Genomic DNA, 16,442 nt, shown 5'->3' with positions numbered 1-16,442 from the left:
CAACGGATCCCTTTTGGTGGTTTCTAATTTTCTGTGCTTGGTGTAGTAGAAGAACTTGCAGGCTTAGCTGCTGGAGCAGGAGAGCTTGGTTTATTATCCACTTTCTGGATCTTAGTTTCAGGAGGAGTGGTATCTACGATAAAAGCGATCTTCTTTACTTCACTTTCATTACCTACCGAATCCACTGATTTAGCTTCAATCGTGTGGTTTCCTTGTGCTTCTACGGAAACAGGATCAGCATACGATTTCCATTCACCGGAATCCAATTTATAAAAGATCTGCTTAATTCCGGATAATGTATCCGAAGCCTTAATTGTGAATGCATTTCCGCTCTTAACGAAAATTTTATCTTTTACTGTTACAAGTGCGGAACCGAAAAGTTCAACCAGCGGTTTTTCTTGGTCCACAGTAACCGCCAAAACAGAATCAGTGGAAGTATTGCCGGACTTATCAGTTGCAGAAAACTTAATAGTGTTTACTCCGGCTTTCTCCAATTGAATTGGCCTACCGTCATACACTTTAGGCTCTGAACCATTAATGGAAATTTTGATGTCCTGAACACCTGCCAAATTATCCTGAGCAGTAATAGAATAAGTTAAAGTTTTAGTCGCATAGTTCGTATTTTCATGAACTACAAGTGCTGCACTCGGAGTGATCTTAGTAGAAGGAGGAGTATTATCCACAAGAACGTTAAAATGTTTTTCCGGCTCTTTATTTCCCGCTTTATCCACTGCTCTGTAAGTGATCTTAGTCAGACCTTCTCTTACCAATGTGATAGAAGAAACGTATTTGGTATAATCACCTGATCCGATCTTGTATTCGATATAATCTACAGTGGAGCCTTCGTCCTTGGAATTGAACTCAAAAGATGATTGAGAATTGATATATAGATCCGGCTTTTCTCCGGAAGATGATTCTCTTTCTGTTCCGGCCGGCTTGCTAGTTTCCGCCTTAGGTGTGGTAGACTTTGGAGGAGCCGTTGTGCCTGGTGAACTTTGAGCGAAAATAGCGCTGGAGACTAGCATACTTGCTAGAAGGACCCATAAGGGATTGCGATTCATTCTTTTCTCCAATGGAAAATTAGTGTTATCACTGTTTGACGACAAAAAATCTACGGAATCTTCCCGATCTATGTAAGAAATTCGAAAAATTCGGGCTAAATTTCGTCGACCTTCCGAGAGATAGAATCTACGATTTCTTTTCTTTTTTTGGAGAAGGACCCAGATATCCAAAATTTATAAACCGGCAAAAAACTGCCTAAAACAGGCAATAGCATCAATATAGCATAGGTTCGAGAAAACAAACTTGCATCCTCACTCTGAACCACACTCGTAGAATCGTACAAAGTCAGATCTGAAACAATCACTACACATAAATCGTGATTTTGTAATGTAGAATATACAAAGTAAACAGGGATATAAGCTACATAAAAATACAAGCACATCAAGAATGGAAATGTAACCAGCCCTTGTCCGACCAAACCTCCGGAAGGGATCCCGAACCATATTAGAAAAAGGGATAATACGGAAACCGCAAAAGCGGCCTGAGTAAATAAAAGAAAAATACCATCATCTCCCTGTGTGCATGTTCCGGATTCTGCCAGAATAATACATAACGGAATGAGTAAAAATAGAAGGTCCCCGAGCCAGAATAGGATTTTCTTGAGTATATTCATTTATTTCGACAAAAATTCCTTTAGAGCGATCGCGTTACAAGATAAAATCTTTTGGATCTCTTCTAGGGCTATAAAAATGATAATCACTTCTACCCAAACGAACTAACATTTGGATCTTTTCTCCAGGCTTTAAAGAAGATTCAAATTCATTTCTGATCGGATCCATTTCCGGATATTCTTGTAATATCTGACTCATTGGATGAAGAGAAAATCCATTTTTAGTCGCCGCCAAATGTAAACGAAGATAATCTCTTCCTGATTGGACCCAATCGATAATATCGTTATGGTCCGTTTTCAAAAAAATAAATCCCTTAGAGCTTTCCACCATAGAGGCAAACATATCCATGCCTGCTTTTTTATTTTCAGAAGAATGCCAACTTTCTGGTCCATGTTTTAAGAAAAAATTTCGAGCAAAATAATATTTCAATCCAGAGGTTCCGTTTGCTCTTAAAGAAATGCCATCCTTAAATTTTCCGATCTCTTCGTCATTATAGCGGAACCAAATCCTAGATTCTTCATATGTTCTATATGTGTCCGTTTCCATTTGCATGGCGGCAATCAATTGTTTACTTAATACTTCCGACCCGGCTTTAGGAACAAATTTCAACTCTGAATACAAAACAGCAGAGTCCTTACGGATCTTCTCAAAATCTTCCTGAGTTAGATCTTCTCCTTCAAATACACTTCTCCGCGTTACTCGTTCTGAAATGAATTCGGATAAAGGATTTCGGATCAGATCTTCCTGTTTGTTTAAGACAATTTTAGCGATCGGTTTTTTACCTATTTCTGCAATTGTATATTTTCCATCAGGAAAAAGAGAAACTTCGGAAGAATATCCTAACACTTGGATCCCTAAACTTAAGTTTTCTAGGAAGGTGCCTTGCCCGATATGAATTTGTCGAAATGTGGGATCCGTATCTTTTAATAAACGTTTTTCATCCACATACAAAAGAGCAGAATGATCATTTATAATTTTAAATTTCCAAGGCTGGACATTATGCGGGTTCGGAGCAGTGATCCCGATACGAATTGCCTTTAGAATTGGGGATATATTTTCTGAAAGAAATTCAGGGTCGAAGGGGTTCTTTCTTTCATACTCATATCTTTCATTTGAAGAACTTTTACAATATTGTAAAATTTGAGAAGTTGAAAGAATTACACCAAAGCTAAGGCCATATTTCAGAAATGTTTTTCGACTGATTGAAACCATGGCCGAAAAACCTAAGCGAAATTAAATCACAGTCAATCTAATTCGAGAGAATCACTCCCAATAATTTATCATCAATTCTTTGGACCAATCTGGTTGAGAAATCCCCGACATTGGTAGGAATTCCCTCATTACAGGTTTAATATCCACAACAGGAGTTCCATCAATCGCATCTAAATATTTCACCAAAAGTTTTTTGCCATCCCTTCTCAAAAGTTCTACCATCGTAGACCCTATATGATTTGGGCGATTTTTCTTTCTTTGGGCAAAGATCCCAACCTTGGGCCATCTTTTGTTTTCTCTTGGATGCTCGCTGCCCAATACGGGTTCCGATCCAATAGCTTTATGGAAAATATATATAATCTCCAAATGGGAGAATGTTTCAATCCCATCCAAGGATTCAGTTGGAACATTATCTTCTAACTCGATCTCGGAAACAATTTCCGCCCAGTAATCATCCTGGATTTCTGATCTTGAGTTGGAGACCTTTGCGATCGGCCGAATCGTAAATTCCATAAAAGCCTCTTTCATCCTAAAAGATATCTTAGGAGACGAACTAAAATGAACTAAGGCAAGAAATTAATAAGCGAAGTGGTTTAAAATATTGGCGGAATCCGGGAACCGACAGATAATATAGAGACGTTATCCCTGTTCCATTCCAGGTTTTGCCTTTATAAATCTTTTCAAATCCTCCAAATCATCTTCTTCAAATGAAATGGTAATGGGTAGGGCTCCCGAATAAAATCTAATAGCAAAATATTTTGAATTTAATATCTCGATCTCTTGCTCTTTTGTTAGTAGAAATATTCCGGTAAGCTCCTTATGAGTACGACTAGTAGTATTCATAGAAGTTTTGGTTTCTGTAGATTGATTTTTTCCGAACGAACTAGTAGAACTGGAAAGACCTGACGAATTATTTTTCGTGGTTGTAGTAGTGGTTACATCAGTGTTATACGTTGTCACAGCACGCGCGTCCAAGTTTCCTAATACCAACGTTGAATCTTTAGTTCCAATTCGGAGGAAACCACTTCTTTCCAACGGATAACTATTTGCAGCAGCAATGACCGTAAACCTTGCTACAGTAGAATTCGCTTTTGCCTCACCAATCTCTCTAGAAAAATCGAAAATAGTTTCGTATCTTGCCCAAGTATCTCCGACTTCTTCTCTAGATATTTGTCTCATTTTCATCGTGATGATATGAGATTTTTTAAAATCGTCCTTTATAATGATCACTTTTCCGTAAGGACTGCAAGCTCCGAGAAGAAATATCAAAACAAGCACTCGAACTAAAGTCAAAATTCTGTACAAATCCGCACCCCTATACCTATATTGATACACATACTGAACTTATCCCATCGTCAAGAGAAACCAGCCAGCTCCCTCAAACAAAACCTAGTTCCGCTATTTCATTGACAGGGGATCGGTACCGAGATCCACTCTAATTGTGGACCGAAATCGTATCGCATTAGCAGTCACCTTTGTAGTCACCATCCTCTCCTTATTCGTAGGGCTTATTAATTTAGTATCCAACGTATCTTCTTCTAAACTAACGAAAGTAGATGCAGGTTCCGGATTCGGGACCGACAGATTAGGAGCAGCTCTGATCAAGATAGAAGGAGAGATCCACTCCGGACGATCCAGCTATGACTCTGCCGGAGCCCAAACCATATTGGAACAACTGAGGGCAATCGAAGATGATTCTAATATCGTAGGTATCTTAGTTGAGATAAACTCACCAGGCGGATCGGTAGGCGCTTCTCAAGAGATCTATAAAGAGCTAATGTATCTGCGAAAAGATAAAAACAAAAAAGTAGTAGTGTCCATGAAGGATATCGCCGCTTCCGGTGGATATTATATAGCATCTGCTGCAGATAAAATTTACGCGTTAGGCGGGACTTTAACCGGTTCTATAGGAGTGATCGCGATCGCCCCGAATATCAAAGGACTTTTAGAAAGATACGGAGTCAAGGTCCGCACTTTCAAAGAAGGAAAGTACAAGGACTCACTTTCCCTATTCCGTGATAATACTCCGGAAGAAGATGCAATGATCCAAAAAATGCTTTCAGATACATACGAAGAATTCATAGAAGATGTAGCCAAAGGCAGAAACCAAACCGTAAAATTTGTAGAAGCACTAGCAGAAGGAAGGATCTATTCCGGACAAGATGCATTCAGAAACAAATTGGTAGATGATATAGGCGGAAGAAGAGAAGCATTGGCAGAACTTTCCAAACTTTGCAACTACGATGGAACTCTTCCATTATTCGAAGAAGAAGTAAATCCATGGGATAGATTCTTCCAACTAATGCAGGCAAAATCAGGAGGATTTTTTGGAGGAGAAAAAGCATTTCTTCAAGAACTCAAACGTTCTCCTGTTTTAGTCTTATATCCTAATTCAATGGCATGGTAATCCTGTGTTGAAAGAATTATTCAGCAGATTTATAGATCTTTTAGACGCAGTCTTATTCGAGCCGTTTCGAGTAGAGAATGTAATTTCTTCCTGGGGAATTTATCCTCTTAAGCTAGTCGGGGGTTTGGTTCTGATACTTGCTGCGATTAGTGCAGGGGCAGGTTATGTTTTTATTTCTCCCCCATTTACTGGCAGAAGTTTCGGACAATTCCTAATTGCAGCATTAACACATTTATTATTCTTCATGCTTTTGCCTTATGCGATCGCATTCATTGTGGACGGGCTTGCTCAATCTAATGGAAAGAAGGCAAACGCAAATGTCACTTACAGGTTTGTAAATCTTTCTCTTTCTCTTTTTATCTCCACTGCTGCATGGGCAATTCTTCTGGCTCAATTAGGAGTAAAGAGCGGATTCGGCGTGATTACTCTATATTCGATCCATTACGGATTGTTTATGGCGGTATTAATTCGTGGGACTTCTTACATTTACGATATGAAGTTTAAGGATTCCTTTCGTATTAATATTATCACGTTTATTGTGACCTTCTTCCTACCGTTAGCGATGTATTCCGCGATGATCACATCGTTTAATCCTTCTCTTCCATAATTTATATAATATGAATATTCTAATCACCAACGATGATGGGATCTCTTCGAACGGGATCCTTGCTTTGGAAAAAGTTTTAGGGAAAGAGCATAATACTTATTTAATCGCTCCCTTAAAAGAACGTTCTGCAACTTCTATGGCGCTAAGCATTCACGATTCTTTGAGAGTGGAAAGAGTAAACGAGAATCATTATATTGTAGATGGGTTTCCGGTGGATTGTGTGAATATCGGACTGCATGGAAACATCTTCCCTAAAATAGACTTAGTGCTCTCCGGTATCAATCGAGGAGTGAATATGGGACATGACGTTCACTATTCAGGAACGGTCGGAGCAGCAAGACATGGTGCCATCCACAATAGAAAAAGTATAGCCGTTAGCTCCGGAAACTGGGACAAAAATTACGATTATATTAAGGAAGCTGAATTAGTCCGAGAAGTTCTGAGTTCATGGATAGATGAATTTATTCCTGGTATTGTATATAATATAAATATTCCGGAAAAATTCGAGAACTCACTTTCTTCAATAGAAGTTGCGAAGTTGGGCAGAAGGACTTATGTAGACACCTACGAATCCAAGCCGATCATAGGCGGGATCTCCGACTTCTTCTTAGGAGGCTCTGACCTAGGACATGTTCCGGAAGAAGGTACTGATTTTGATATATTCTTCCATGGAAAAATACCAATCACTCCTTTAAGTTTAGATCAAACTTCTACACTTGAATTAGAGGAATTTAAAAAAAGGATCCGGGTTAAATCGAAGTAAATGGAAAAGAAAACTCCGAGAAAGATCCCAGCCAAAAGAAGGATTTTCACTGAAATTCTAAAAGAAAATTATACAGTCGCAATCACTCTCATCGACAGAGAAATTTCCGAGACCGGAAAAGATCCGGAACTACTTTATAATTTTGCAATATGTTGTTCCAGAACCGGAAATCACAAAAAATGTGTTTCAGTTATCGAAGAATTATTGGAAGAATTCCCAAAATTCTCCGAAAGAGACAACGCATTCAGAATGATGATCTACTCTCTAATCCGAACTGGAGATTATAAAACTGCTCTGGCAAAAACGGAAGAACGTCTTAAACTTTCACTGGATGATATCATTCTTCTTTCCTTAAAAGCGTCTGCATTGGAAAAATCCGGAGACACGAAAGCCGCAATCGAGACCCACCTTAGAATTTTAAGATTGAGACCGGAGCAAAAAAACAGCCTAAATTCGGTAGCGTACCTGCTTTTAGAGGGAAAAGAGCCGAATCCGGAAGAGCTAAAACTGGCGATGGAAAACATCAAACGTGCGCTGCAATTGGATCCGGAAAATCCGGCCTATTTGGATTCTTTCGGAGTTCTACTTTCCAAATTGGGAAAACAGGAAGAAGCCAGAAAAGCCTTCGAAAAAGCAATAACCAAAGCTCCTACCGAAGACATCATTTTAGAGCACTTGAAAAAACTATCACAAACAAATAGACAAGCGACTTGACACCTCGCCTTTCCGCGAAATCATGGACTTCGATCCGGGATGTAGCGCAGTGGTAGCGCATCTGTTTTGGGTACAGAGGGTCGCAGGTTCAAATCCTGTCATCCCGAATTCCTCTTTCTCAAAGAGACTCGGTAGCTCAGTTGGATAGAGCAACTGCCTTCTAAGCAGTGGGTCGGGGGTTCGAATCCCTCTCGGGTCACCAAATATGGTGGACGTAGCTCAGTTGGTAGAGCTCCAGATTGTGGTTCTGGCTGTCGCGGGTTCAAGCCCCGTCGTTCACCCCAATTTTCTTCCAATCCTTAAAATCAAATCAGCTTAATTGTAAATGGGGCTTGAAGCTTTTGCACGGAAGCGTTTGCAGCGATCCGTAGAGAGCGTCGTAAACGCGCCGCGAGCCAGGATGGCGAAGCGAGTGCAAAAGACGCCGTGGAGCCAAGTCGAGCAGGACGGGAGACTGCGTAACGGCAAGCCCCGTCGTTCACCCCAATTTTCTTCCAATCCTTAAAATCAAATCAGCTTAATTGTAAATGGGGCTTGAAGCTTTTGCACGGAAGCGTTTGCAGCGATCCGTAGAGAGCGTCGTAAACGCGCCGCGAGCCAGGATGGCGAAGCGAGTGCAAAAGACGCCGTGGAGCCAAGTCGAGCAGGACGGGAGACTGCGTAACGGCAAGCCCCGTCGTTCACCCCAATTTTTCCCATTTTTCTTCTACTAATCCTTTTTTCCAGATTTGATTCGACTTAGATTCGGAAAGAGTAAATCCAAACTGTTTATATAAATTTCTTGCCGCGTCCAGATTGTTTAAGGTCCATAAAAAGATCGGGACCTTTTCTGATTTCGCGTAATTTACCGCTAAAGTTAGCAATTTTTTCCCGATCCCCAAATTTCGAAACTTAGGCTCCGTATAGAACCAACGAATTTGAGATATTTTTTTTTCAGAATGAATGATAGCGATAGCCCCAGCAATAATTCCATTTGATTCTGCGATCCAAATCTTATCGAATTCGGTTCTATGCTTTAGATATTCCGACATTCCGAGTATTAAATATTCTTCAAACGAATCATTGAACTTGTATTGATCTCGGTATAATACGGCTTGTCTATGAATTATATATCCTAGATCTCCACCCCCCGCTTCCCTATAAATTATTGGGGATACTTCTTTAGAAAGTACCTTCTTTACGTAATTCATGGAGGAAACTAATTCTTTTTTATCTGAATCTGAGCAATTTTCTATCAGACCTGAAATTTGAGAATTAGAAGCGAGGATCAATTTAGATAAGACATCCCTTCCTTTTTTCGCCAGACTCAAATGAAGAACACGCGAATCTTCTTTGTTCGGAGTTCTTTTTAGGATACCCTTCTTCTCAAATTGTTGGATTGTTCTACTCAAATAGCCTTTGTCTAGATTAAGCAAACGAACTAATTGCCCGGCCGTGATATCTTTAGAATGCCCAATCTCGTATAAGATCCTTGCTTCTGTGAGAGAATATTCACTATTTAGAAAATGATTATTTAAAAGTCCTAAGGCATTCGTATAATACCTATTGAATTCTCGAATGGAATCTACATAATCTTTCACAAAAAAAAGATATCCAAAATAGTTGCCAAAAGCAACTAAAAATCATTCGAATGCGCAAAAGTTAGGCGTGATTTTTCTCCATCACTTCGCAAAAAACAATACAATCCCAGCTATCGTAATATCCGCAAAGATATGCACTAACACCGGATAATAGATTCCCTTACTCAGAATCCGAATAAGTCCGGTCATCAAACCGTAGATACCGGCAAGTCCCACACCCACCCAACCTCGCGGAAATCCATACAAATGCAAAATTCCAAAACTCAAAGCCTGGATAAGAAGAGCCCAAACAATTGAAATCCTCGTCGTAAGCAATGCCTCGAATAAAATCCCTCTAAACAAAAACTCTTCTGCAATTGCATTAAAGATCGCAAAGCCTAGACCTGCTGCAATCAACAGAGGGATATCTCCTTTGGGAAAATTCTCTTTGATATCATTGATATCTGGATCCAAAAGGTAAAACCAAAGAAACAAAGCAATACTTGCAGATAGAACAAATAGAATAGAAAGTCCAAGAACTTGTTTGGAAACTTCTCCTTTTGCTAACCAACGCAATAACCGAGCATCGCGAATTTTTGAAAATGCAAAGAAGTAAAAAAGTAACGCAAAAACTAATGTACCAGGCCAAAAATTTTTGGCATAAGGGAATATATTAACAAAAGTTAATACGAATAACGGGATATTCAAATAGAATAAGGATTTCCACTTAAAGTAAAATCCGATCAGCAAAAACAAAAGAAGAAGGACCGGAACTACAAATAAGGTTCGAACTTCTTCAAAAACAGCAATGCTGAAGACAGCAATAGATAAAAAGATAAAGAATCTTTCTCGACCATCGGCATTGTATTCAGGTAAATCGATTCCGCCGGTTTCTGTAAAATTCATCCGAATAACTGAAAATCTTATTCGAAGAGTTGAATATCTTTAATACAAGAATCAGGACCAATATTTTCGAATATCCCCTGCACAGCCCAGATCCAAATTCCATGCGGATATTCTTTTTGAGGAACGGAACCCGAGTCCTTCTTCAAATAAACTGTAGCAGTTTCCGATCCTGAAAAATCCAAAACGATAGAACTATATTCAGTATCATCAGGAAGCCTGGATTCCTTATCCACATTGATCGCTTCTCTTTCTAAAACTTTGAGAGAAAGAGGAGGAGTATTTTTAGAACAAGCGATTACTTTCAGACCTTTCCAGTTAGTCGGAACATAAATCCCGGACTTCAGGCGATGAGAAAGTCTTAACTCCAAATCAAAATCCATCTTCATGGAAGAAGGTCTTAACTTTTTCCATTCCGTATCCAAATTTCCGTCAGCCAGATAAGGCGCCTGAGAAGAACGATCCACTAAATAAGAATCAGTGAAATCGAAACGTAAAAAAGGAGGTTCGGATTTATAGGATTCCAATTTGGAATTCGTGGTAGAATACAGATAATAATTGGAAAAAACCAGCCCGGCAACGAAAACTGCTGCCCAAATTTTTGAAACGGCGTTCAATTTTAAAAAATCCACTCATTCAAGTGTGGCGATTTCCTAACCCGGAATCAAGAAGGATTTCCTTTCTTCTTGTCGAAAGAAAACCGATTTCGAATCATGATCCCGGAAAGAAATTTCTTAAAAGGCGGTTCGCGAGATGCTTATTGGAATTACCGGCGGCACGGGACTCATAGGATCCATGTTGGCGATCCGCTTGAAGGCAGAAGGACATAGAGTCCGAATTTTTAGCCGAAGTGGAAAATTGCCGCCCAGACTCCAAAGAATTTCAGAATGGGATGTTCGAATCGGCTCACTCCCAACCAGAGCAGATTTAGAAGGAGTAAATGTTCTAATCAACCTCGCAGGTGAACCAATCGCCGGAGTTCGCTGGACTCCTGAATACAAACAAAGGATCCGCTCTTCTCGTGTAGATTTTACCAGGGATCTAGTCGCAAGACTGGTATCCATGGGAGAGTTCGCACCCAAAACATTTTTCAACTCTTCTGCAATTGGGATATACGGCTCTTATGACGCAGGAACTCCACCATTCGACGAGGATAGTCCTGCAGCAGACGATGAGTTAGGCAGCTTATGCAAAGACTGGGAAGAAGAAGCTTTAGAAGCGGAGAAGGCAGGGATCCGAACCATTCTTCTAAGAACGGGAGTTGTGCTAACCACTGAAGGTGGCGCACTCGCAACTATGCTTCCAGCATTCAAATTATTTGCAGGTGGGCCGATCGGGAGTGGAAACCAAATCCTTTCTTGGATCCATATCGAAGACCAACTCTCCGCAATCATGTTCCTGATCAGAAAAGAAGAAGCAAAAGGAGCATTCAATCTTGTATCTCCCGAACCTCTTTCCAATGAGCAGTTCAGCAAGGCACTTGCAAAAACTCTGGGCCGCCCTTCATTCGCAAGAGTTCCTTCTTTTGCACTCTCACTTGCATTCGGCGAAGGTGCCATCGTGGCAACGCATGGCCAAAGAGTGGTGCCAAAAAGACTCCAAGAGCTGGGTTATAAATTCAGATACCCAAATCTGGAAGCAGCACTTCGAAATTTACTGGGCTGAAAGTTTTTCGAAAAATTTCACAAACCTCTAAAAACGACTTCCCATCAGATTTAGAATGAGTCTAATCTTCGTATGGAAAACACAATGCCTGGTTCATTCAACGAACTTCTCAAAACACATGATAAACCCATCCTAGTAGATTTCTGGGCCGAATGGTGCGGTCCTTGTAAAATGGTAGCCCCTGAGCTGGAAAAATTTGCACAAGCTCACCCAGGGCAAGTCACCGTGGTAAAAGTCAATATAGACGAAAAACCTGAATTGGCTCAGCAATACGGAGTTCAGTCCATTCCAACTCTGATGTTATTCAAAGGTGGAGAAATCGCTGAAAAGGTGGTGGGAGCAATTCCACAGGCACAAATGGAGAAAGTTTTTGCCCCTAAACTGGCTTAACTTCTTACGCGCGATCCGACAAGCGATTTGGGCGACCTTCTCGCTTCGCTCGAGTCGCGCTATTCCGGACTACGCTTACGCTCCGGTCCCGGCGAATCGTATTCAATATCCTGAATATAATCCTTATCGGCCGTGACTGCTTCGCATCCTACATATCGCTGTCGCGGTTAGAATCTCCTAAATACAGGCTCTCCATAAGGGAAATATTCCTTTAGATAAGAAACGAAACTAGATATATCGTACCATCCGTCCTTTCGATTCGGATTTCTTTCAATATGAAATTCTTGCGCGGGCATAAAGCTGTAACCGATCAAAAATAATCTTTTACCGTCTGCAAAACTGCAGGAATCCATAAGAACAGAAAGATGCCCGACTCCCCCGTTCTCATTTTGTAAGATCATATCTCCCGGAACAAGTTTATCTTCCGAAATTGTTTTAGCTCCCTTCTTAACAGACCAGGAATTGGTCTCATCAAAACTTACTTTCAAAAAACTTAAATAATCTTTCCCGGAAGAGGAATAATATCTTTTCTTCCCCGAATAATTATAAAGATACAATCGACTTAAATTTTTGGAATCTCTATGATAATCCGCCCAAAATCTCATACCCCAATCCGCACACTGTTCCAGATCGTTTTCGAAAAGTAAGGGCTTCGCGATTACAGAATGTACATTATATAATTCTCTTTTAATCTCCGTGCCGCTATACGAGAAAATTCTAGGATCAGGCTTTAGATCCAAATCTCTCAGCCATTCCTGGTAGGAGCCTTTGGGATATTCCTCCCGTACACAACCTTTAGGAGTCGCGATATCACGAATCGATTTCGACTCTGCTTTTTGCCCAAAGACCGGAACAAAAAAGAACAAAACCGTTCCGAAGAACGGCAAAAACTTCTGCATATGAAATATATTCTGTAGTAACGAATCTAGGACAAAATTACCAGTTTACGATCTCGTCTACTTCTTCCTGGTCTAAACGGAAAGATTCATAATCCCCAAAAGTTTTAGGAAGAGTTCTGAACAAGAAAGCTGCAAAACCTTTCGCGAAAGAATCGAATTTGGATTTTTTAGAACCGGATGTTCTATCAAAAACTGCCTGCTCCAAAAATTCTGAAAGAACGAGAGCACCATAAGCTTGGTCGGAAAGATCCACTCTATAAGTTTCCTTCCATTCTCTAGGTTTTTCTTCAATACTCTTATTCCAATCTAATAGAAGATTTTCTCCCAGTTCAGCAGCAGCTTTTAGCTCAGGGTATTTTTTAGCAGAGTCAAAATTTTTCTTCAATTCTGAAACGAAAGAATCTCTGATTTTCGCTCTGTTCATCGCACCAAGCGCATGATCCGTTATGATCAAATGAGTTCCTTCCCAGGTCTCGTTGATGATACAATCGTTATGAAGTCTTGGCAAACAAGTGTAATCACCGATAATTCCTGAACCACCCAATGCCATAATTGCTCTATGAGTGATCTGAGAAGAAAGTGAAGAAGATCTATATTTCATCAATGGAGTAGAGATCTGTTCCGCTAAAATTCCTTTTTGTGTCCAATCAATCCCACGGAAAATCGGCATAACCAAAGCAGCATATAGAATTCTCATCTCCGCAAGCTCCCTCGAATATGCAGGAAAATCCTGGATCTTTTTTCCATAAGCTGTTCTGTATCTGGAATATTCTCTGGCTTCCATAAATGCCCTTCTGGACATTCCGGAAGCGGCAAGACCTACATGGACTCTAGAAGTTCGGATCACATAACGGATGAGGTTTGCAATTCCGTGAGCCGGTCTTCCTAAAGCCTCGGCTTCCAGATCTTCGTATACGATCTCTACTGTGAGTTTTCCTTTAGAACCTATAATATCTTTTTTTCTTAATATATGATGCCCGTTCAGTTCTCCATTATCCTTAATCCTTGGGACCAAGAACAAACCAACTGTTTCCGTATCTTCTATCTTAGCTGTGGTAACCCAAAGATCTCCCGGATTGGAGCAGAACCATTTTTCTCCGTTTAAGATCCATTTTCCGTTCTCACCTTTGCGGGCGATCGTACGGTTGGCACCTACATTACTTCCACCTACTCTTTCCGTCACATATTGTCCTGCCATAAAATGAGAGAAGGAACCCTTACCTGCCACCAAAGGAAGATATTTCTTTTTCTGTTCTTCCGTTCCTATTCCTTGAAGAACTCGGATCATTCCTTCAGTCATTGCCAAAGGACAAGTTACTCCTCCTTCTCCATTCTGGTTGGCAAGATAGGTCAATGCCTGTCTATGAAGATCAGTAAAAGGAAATTTCCATTCATCATGAAAATCTAAATTAACAATTCCATAATCATAGGAAATCTTTCTGGAAAGTTTTTGTTCGTGGGAATACGCGATATGATCTATACGATTTCCGGTTCTATCGTATTTAACTACTTCTCCGTATTTACCTTCTTTATGACTTGCTTCTGTGAGTTCGTCTAAGATACCGCCGACCAATTCTCCATAACCTTTGAGATGGTCGACCATCGCTTTTTTATGATCCGCTTTGTAGTCGGAAGAGTATCTTTCTATTACTCTTTGAAGGATCTTGTCCTCATCATAAAAGTTTTTACCTCTATTTCCTTTATAACCGGTTAAGTCGTAAGAAGATAAACCTGGGTTCTCTGCTAAACGTAATGGATGATTCATAATATTTCCTTTTAAAGAACGGCGACCTGAATACCACTATCATAAGTGAATACAACTCGACTGCCAGAACTTTTTAGTTCGGAATACTATGCATCGAACATCGTTTGTTTGGAAGAAAAAGTATAGCTTTGGTTATAGAACTAGAAAAGCAGGTTTTTCTTAATATTCTAAAACTAGACCTTCGTAAGGTGCGATCTCGAATACTACTGGGATCTCCATCTTCTCAGGTTTTCTATGAGTAGAGATAAGTATCTGAGCAGTACGATTTGCATTTGCTACGATCTTTTTGGATTCATTCTCAAAGTTCAAAATGATCAGACATTTTTTCTTTTCGAACTCTCTTGTATATTGAAGAACTCCAGGAGGAGAATCATAATCCAGGGCAAGAGTTCCTTTTTTCAGGATATCATTCCCTTTTCTAAGCCATATTAACTTTTTATAAAAATTTAATAAACTTTCGATGGATCTGGACTGAGTTTCCACGTTTACGGATTCGTATTTTGAAAAAACAGGAAGCCAAGGTTCTCCATTACTGAACCCACCGTTCACATCTCCGGACCAACACATAGGAAGTCTACAATTATCGCGGCTTGGATATACCGGCCAGTATCTGATACCAACTGGATCTTGGATGCGATTTTTAGGAACTCTTTCGTCCATCATCCCAAGTTCTTCCCCGTAATATAAGAACGGAGTTCCTCTTAGGGTCAAAAGCATTAGAGCTGCGATCTTAGCTCTAGCAGTGGTCTCTCTTCCTTTGGAATATCTGGAGATATGTCTGCGAAAATCATGATTACTTAATGTATAATTCGGCCAGCCCTTGTCCCGGAGATACTTCTCCCATTCTTTGATCACATCCCTGAATTTTTCAGCCTTCCAAGGAGTATAAAAGAAAGCGAAGTTGAATGCTAAATGAAGTTCATCACCTTTCGCACCATAATAAGAAGCAGGAAGTGCACTTGTGCCGGGAGGCTCCATCATCACTTCGCCCACCGACATTCTATCTCCATAAGAATCCAAAAGTTTTCTGAGATCTTTTAGAATATCGTGCATCTCGGGGCGATCACGATCATAAATATGATTTTGCTGATCGAAAGGTCTAGCGATCCACCTTTTGCGAGGATTACTTCTTAACTCTGAATCTTTAACAAATAGATTCACAACATCCAGACGGAAACCATCCACTCCTAGATCCAGCCAATTCTTGACCATGGAGAAGATTGCTTTTTTAACTTCTGGATTTCTCCAATTTAAGTCCGGTTGTTCCGCTAAGAAAGAATGATAATAATACTGATCTGTGGTTTTATCTAAGGTCCAGGCTCTTCCACCGAAAGTTCCCATCCAATTGTTTGGAGGTTTGCCATTTACTGGATCTCTCCAAATATACCAATCCCTCTTAGGATTGTCTTTGGAAGATTTGGATTCTAAAAACCAAGGATGTTGGTGAGAAGTATGATTTGCAACCAGGTCCATGATGATCCTGATCTTACGTTTATGAGCTTCTTTTAATAAACGTTTGAACGTTTCTAAGTTTCCGAATACAGGATCGATACTTTCGTAATCCGAAATATCGTATCCGAAATCATACATAGGAGAAGGATAAATTGGAGAAAGCCAGATTGCATCAATACCGAGAGAGTTGGGAGTCCCGTCGTTCAGATAATCTAGTTTTTGAATGATACCTTCTAGGTCGCCGATCCCATCCCCATTGGTATCTTTAAAACTTCTAGGATAGATTTGGTAAACTACCGCGTTCTTCCACCAGTCCGCGTCTATCTTTTTAGCTCGGCGAGAAGGATTAGACTTTTTGATCGGCCTAACAGATTTCGCGATTTCTTTTTTTCTTTTAGAAGTGACTGTGGAACGACTGCCCGAATCCATACTG

17 protein-coding genes and 3 tRNA genes are annotated in these 16,442 nt (G+C 40.2%); 9 read left to right on the top strand and 11 right to left on the bottom strand.

Going from position 1 to position 16,442, the window contains the following annotated elements:
- Positions 1-23: 23 nt before the first annotated feature.
- The 5 genes from ompL47 to EHO65_RS11525 form a co-directional block, all read right to left on the bottom strand.
- Positions 24-1,061, bottom strand: a complete 1,038-nt coding sequence (gene ompL47 / locus EHO65_RS11545; protein WP_135774432.1) for a multi-beta-barrel domain surface protein OmpL47 — start codon at positions 1,059-1,061, stop codon at positions 24-26.
- 95 nt (positions 1,062-1,156) lie between these two features.
- Entirely contained in the window at positions 1,157-1,675 is a 519-nt protein-coding gene (locus EHO65_RS11540) for a hypothetical protein (RefSeq protein ID WP_135774430.1), read from the bottom strand.
- Positions 1,676-1,709: 34 nt separating this feature from the next.
- A complete protein-coding gene (locus EHO65_RS11535) occupies positions 1,710-2,885 on the bottom strand; it encodes an Acg family FMN-binding oxidoreductase (RefSeq protein ID WP_135774428.1) in 1,176 nt (391 codons plus the stop codon).
- A 51-nt stretch (positions 2,886-2,936) separates the two neighbouring features.
- The gene (locus EHO65_RS11530) at positions 2,937-3,398 is read right to left on the bottom strand and encodes an SAM-dependent methyltransferase (RefSeq protein WP_135774427.1); all 462 of its coding nucleotides are present in this window, start codon (positions 3,396-3,398) and stop codon (positions 2,937-2,939) included.
- 126 nt (positions 3,399-3,524) lie between these two features.
- Positions 3,525-4,178 (bottom strand): hypothetical protein, encoded by a 654-nt coding sequence (locus EHO65_RS11525; protein ID WP_135774425.1) that lies wholly within the window; start codon positions 4,176-4,178, stop codon positions 3,525-3,527.
- Between the two features lie 148 nt (positions 4,179-4,326).
- Between EHO65_RS11525 and sppA the strand changes: the two genes are divergently transcribed.
- From sppA to EHO65_RS11490, 7 genes are all read left to right on the top strand, one after another.
- A complete protein-coding gene (gene sppA, locus EHO65_RS11520; RefSeq protein WP_135774423.1) occupies positions 4,327-5,292 on the top strand; it encodes a signal peptide peptidase SppA in 966 nt (321 codons plus the stop codon).
- A 4-nt stretch (positions 5,293-5,296) separates the two neighbouring features.
- Positions 5,297-5,899, top strand: coding sequence for a hypothetical protein (locus tag EHO65_RS11515; RefSeq protein WP_135774421.1), 603 nt, complete (start codon positions 5,297-5,299; stop codon positions 5,897-5,899).
- Between the two features lie 10 nt (positions 5,900-5,909).
- The gene (gene surE / locus EHO65_RS11510) at positions 5,910-6,662 is read left to right on the top strand and encodes a 5'/3'-nucleotidase SurE (protein WP_135774419.1); all 753 of its coding nucleotides are present in this window, start codon (positions 5,910-5,912) and stop codon (positions 6,660-6,662) included.
- Positions 6,663-7,376, top strand: a complete 714-nt coding sequence (locus tag EHO65_RS11505; RefSeq protein WP_135774417.1) for a tetratricopeptide repeat protein — start codon at positions 6,663-6,665, stop codon at positions 7,374-7,376.
- 35 nt (positions 7,377-7,411) lie between these two features.
- Positions 7,412-7,483: transfer RNA gene (locus EHO65_RS11500), tRNA-Pro, on the top strand.
- An 18-nt stretch (positions 7,484-7,501) separates the two neighbouring features.
- Positions 7,502-7,578: transfer RNA gene (locus EHO65_RS11495), tRNA-Arg, on the top strand.
- A gap of 6 nt (positions 7,579-7,584) precedes the next feature.
- Positions 7,585-7,660: transfer RNA gene (locus EHO65_RS11490), tRNA-His, on the top strand.
- 396 nt (positions 7,661-8,056) lie between these two features.
- On the opposite strand, the gene EHO65_RS11485 is transcribed toward EHO65_RS11490, so the two are convergent.
- From EHO65_RS11485 to EHO65_RS11475, 3 genes are all read right to left on the bottom strand, one after another.
- Positions 8,057-8,956, bottom strand: coding sequence for a GNAT family N-acetyltransferase (locus EHO65_RS11485; RefSeq protein ID WP_135774415.1), 900 nt, complete (start codon positions 8,954-8,956; stop codon positions 8,057-8,059).
- 81 nt (positions 8,957-9,037) lie between these two features.
- Positions 9,038-9,841, bottom strand: a complete 804-nt coding sequence (locus EHO65_RS11480; protein ID WP_135774412.1) for a CPBP family intramembrane glutamic endopeptidase — start codon at positions 9,839-9,841, stop codon at positions 9,038-9,040.
- Between the two features lie 17 nt (positions 9,842-9,858).
- Complete coding sequence (locus EHO65_RS11475) at positions 9,859-10,455, bottom strand: hypothetical protein (protein WP_244243512.1); 597 nt, start codon at positions 10,453-10,455, stop codon at positions 9,859-9,861.
- Between the two features lie 136 nt (positions 10,456-10,591).
- On the opposite strand from EHO65_RS11475, the gene EHO65_RS11470 reads away from it, so the two are divergent.
- Positions 10,592-11,503, top strand: a complete 912-nt coding sequence (locus EHO65_RS11470; protein ID WP_135774408.1) for a TIGR01777 family oxidoreductase — start codon at positions 10,592-10,594, stop codon at positions 11,501-11,503.
- Positions 11,504-11,587: 84 nt separating this feature from the next.
- Complete coding sequence (trxA, locus tag EHO65_RS11465) at positions 11,588-11,893, top strand: thioredoxin (RefSeq protein WP_086447225.1); 306 nt, start codon at positions 11,588-11,590, stop codon at positions 11,891-11,893.
- Positions 11,894-12,060: 167 nt separating this feature from the next.
- On the opposite strand, the gene EHO65_RS11460 is transcribed toward trxA, so the two are convergent.
- The 3 genes from EHO65_RS11460 to EHO65_RS11450 form a co-directional block, all read right to left on the bottom strand.
- On the bottom strand, positions 12,061-12,792 hold the full coding sequence (locus EHO65_RS11460; protein ID WP_135774406.1) for a DUF4846 domain-containing protein: 732 nt from the start codon (positions 12,790-12,792) through the stop codon (positions 12,061-12,063).
- A gap of 37 nt (positions 12,793-12,829) precedes the next feature.
- Positions 12,830-14,557, bottom strand: a complete 1,728-nt coding sequence (locus tag EHO65_RS11455) for an acyl-CoA dehydrogenase family protein (RefSeq protein ID WP_135774404.1) — start codon at positions 14,555-14,557, stop codon at positions 12,830-12,832.
- 159 nt (positions 14,558-14,716) lie between these two features.
- Positions 14,717-16,438, bottom strand: coding sequence for an alpha-glucosidase (locus EHO65_RS11450; RefSeq protein ID WP_135774402.1), 1,722 nt, complete (start codon positions 16,436-16,438; stop codon positions 14,717-14,719).
- Positions 16,439-16,442 lie beyond the last annotated feature (4 nt).

The sequence above is a fragment of the Leptospira andrefontaineae genome, from assembly GCF_004770105.1.
Taxonomy (GTDB): Bacteria; Spirochaetota; Leptospiria; order Leptospirales; family Leptospiraceae; genus Leptospira_B; species Leptospira_B andrefontaineae.
Note: the sequence above shows the minus strand (reverse complement) of the source record. Positions and strands in the feature narration are given on the sequence as shown.

Excerpts from the sequence above, each read along its gene's own strand:
- surE (WP_135774419.1), top strand. The coding sequence starts at position 5,910 with ATGAATATTCTAATCACCAACGATGATGGGATCTCTTCGAACGGGATC.
- EHO65_RS11540 (WP_135774430.1), bottom strand. The coding sequence starts at position 1,675 with ATGAATATACTCAAGAAAATCCTATTCTGGCTCGGGGACCTTCTATTT.
- EHO65_RS11505 (WP_135774417.1), top strand. The coding sequence starts at position 6,663 with ATGGAAAAGAAAACTCCGAGAAAGATCCCAGCCAAAAGAAGGATTTTC.
- EHO65_RS11460 (WP_135774406.1), bottom strand. The coding sequence starts at position 12,792 with ATGCAGAAGTTTTTGCCGTTCTTCGGAACGGTTTTGTTCTTTTTTGTT.
- EHO65_RS11455 (WP_135774404.1), bottom strand. The coding sequence starts at position 14,557 with ATGAATCATCCATTACGTTTAGCAGAGAACCCAGGTTTATCTTCTTAC.
- ompL47 (WP_135774432.1), bottom strand. The coding sequence starts at position 1,061 with ATGAATCGCAATCCCTTATGGGTCCTTCTAGCAAGTATGCTAGTCTCC.
- EHO65_RS11480 (WP_135774412.1), bottom strand. The coding sequence starts at position 9,841 with ATGAATTTTACAGAAACCGGCGGAATCGATTTACCTGAATACAATGCC.
- EHO65_RS11470 (WP_135774408.1), top strand. The coding sequence starts at position 10,592 with ATGCTTATTGGAATTACCGGCGGCACGGGACTCATAGGATCCATGTTG.
- EHO65_RS11450 (WP_135774402.1), bottom strand. The coding sequence starts at position 16,438 with ATGGATTCGGGCAGTCGTTCCACAGTCACTTCTAAAAGAAAAAAAGAA.
- EHO65_RS11535 (WP_135774428.1), bottom strand. The coding sequence starts at position 2,885 with ATGGTTTCAATCAGTCGAAAAACATTTCTGAAATATGGCCTTAGCTTT.
- trxA (WP_086447225.1), top strand. The coding sequence starts at position 11,588 with ATGCCTGGTTCATTCAACGAACTTCTCAAAACACATGATAAACCCATC.
- EHO65_RS11530 (WP_135774427.1), bottom strand. The coding sequence starts at position 3,398 with ATGGAATTTACGATTCGGCCGATCGCAAAGGTCTCCAACTCAAGATCA.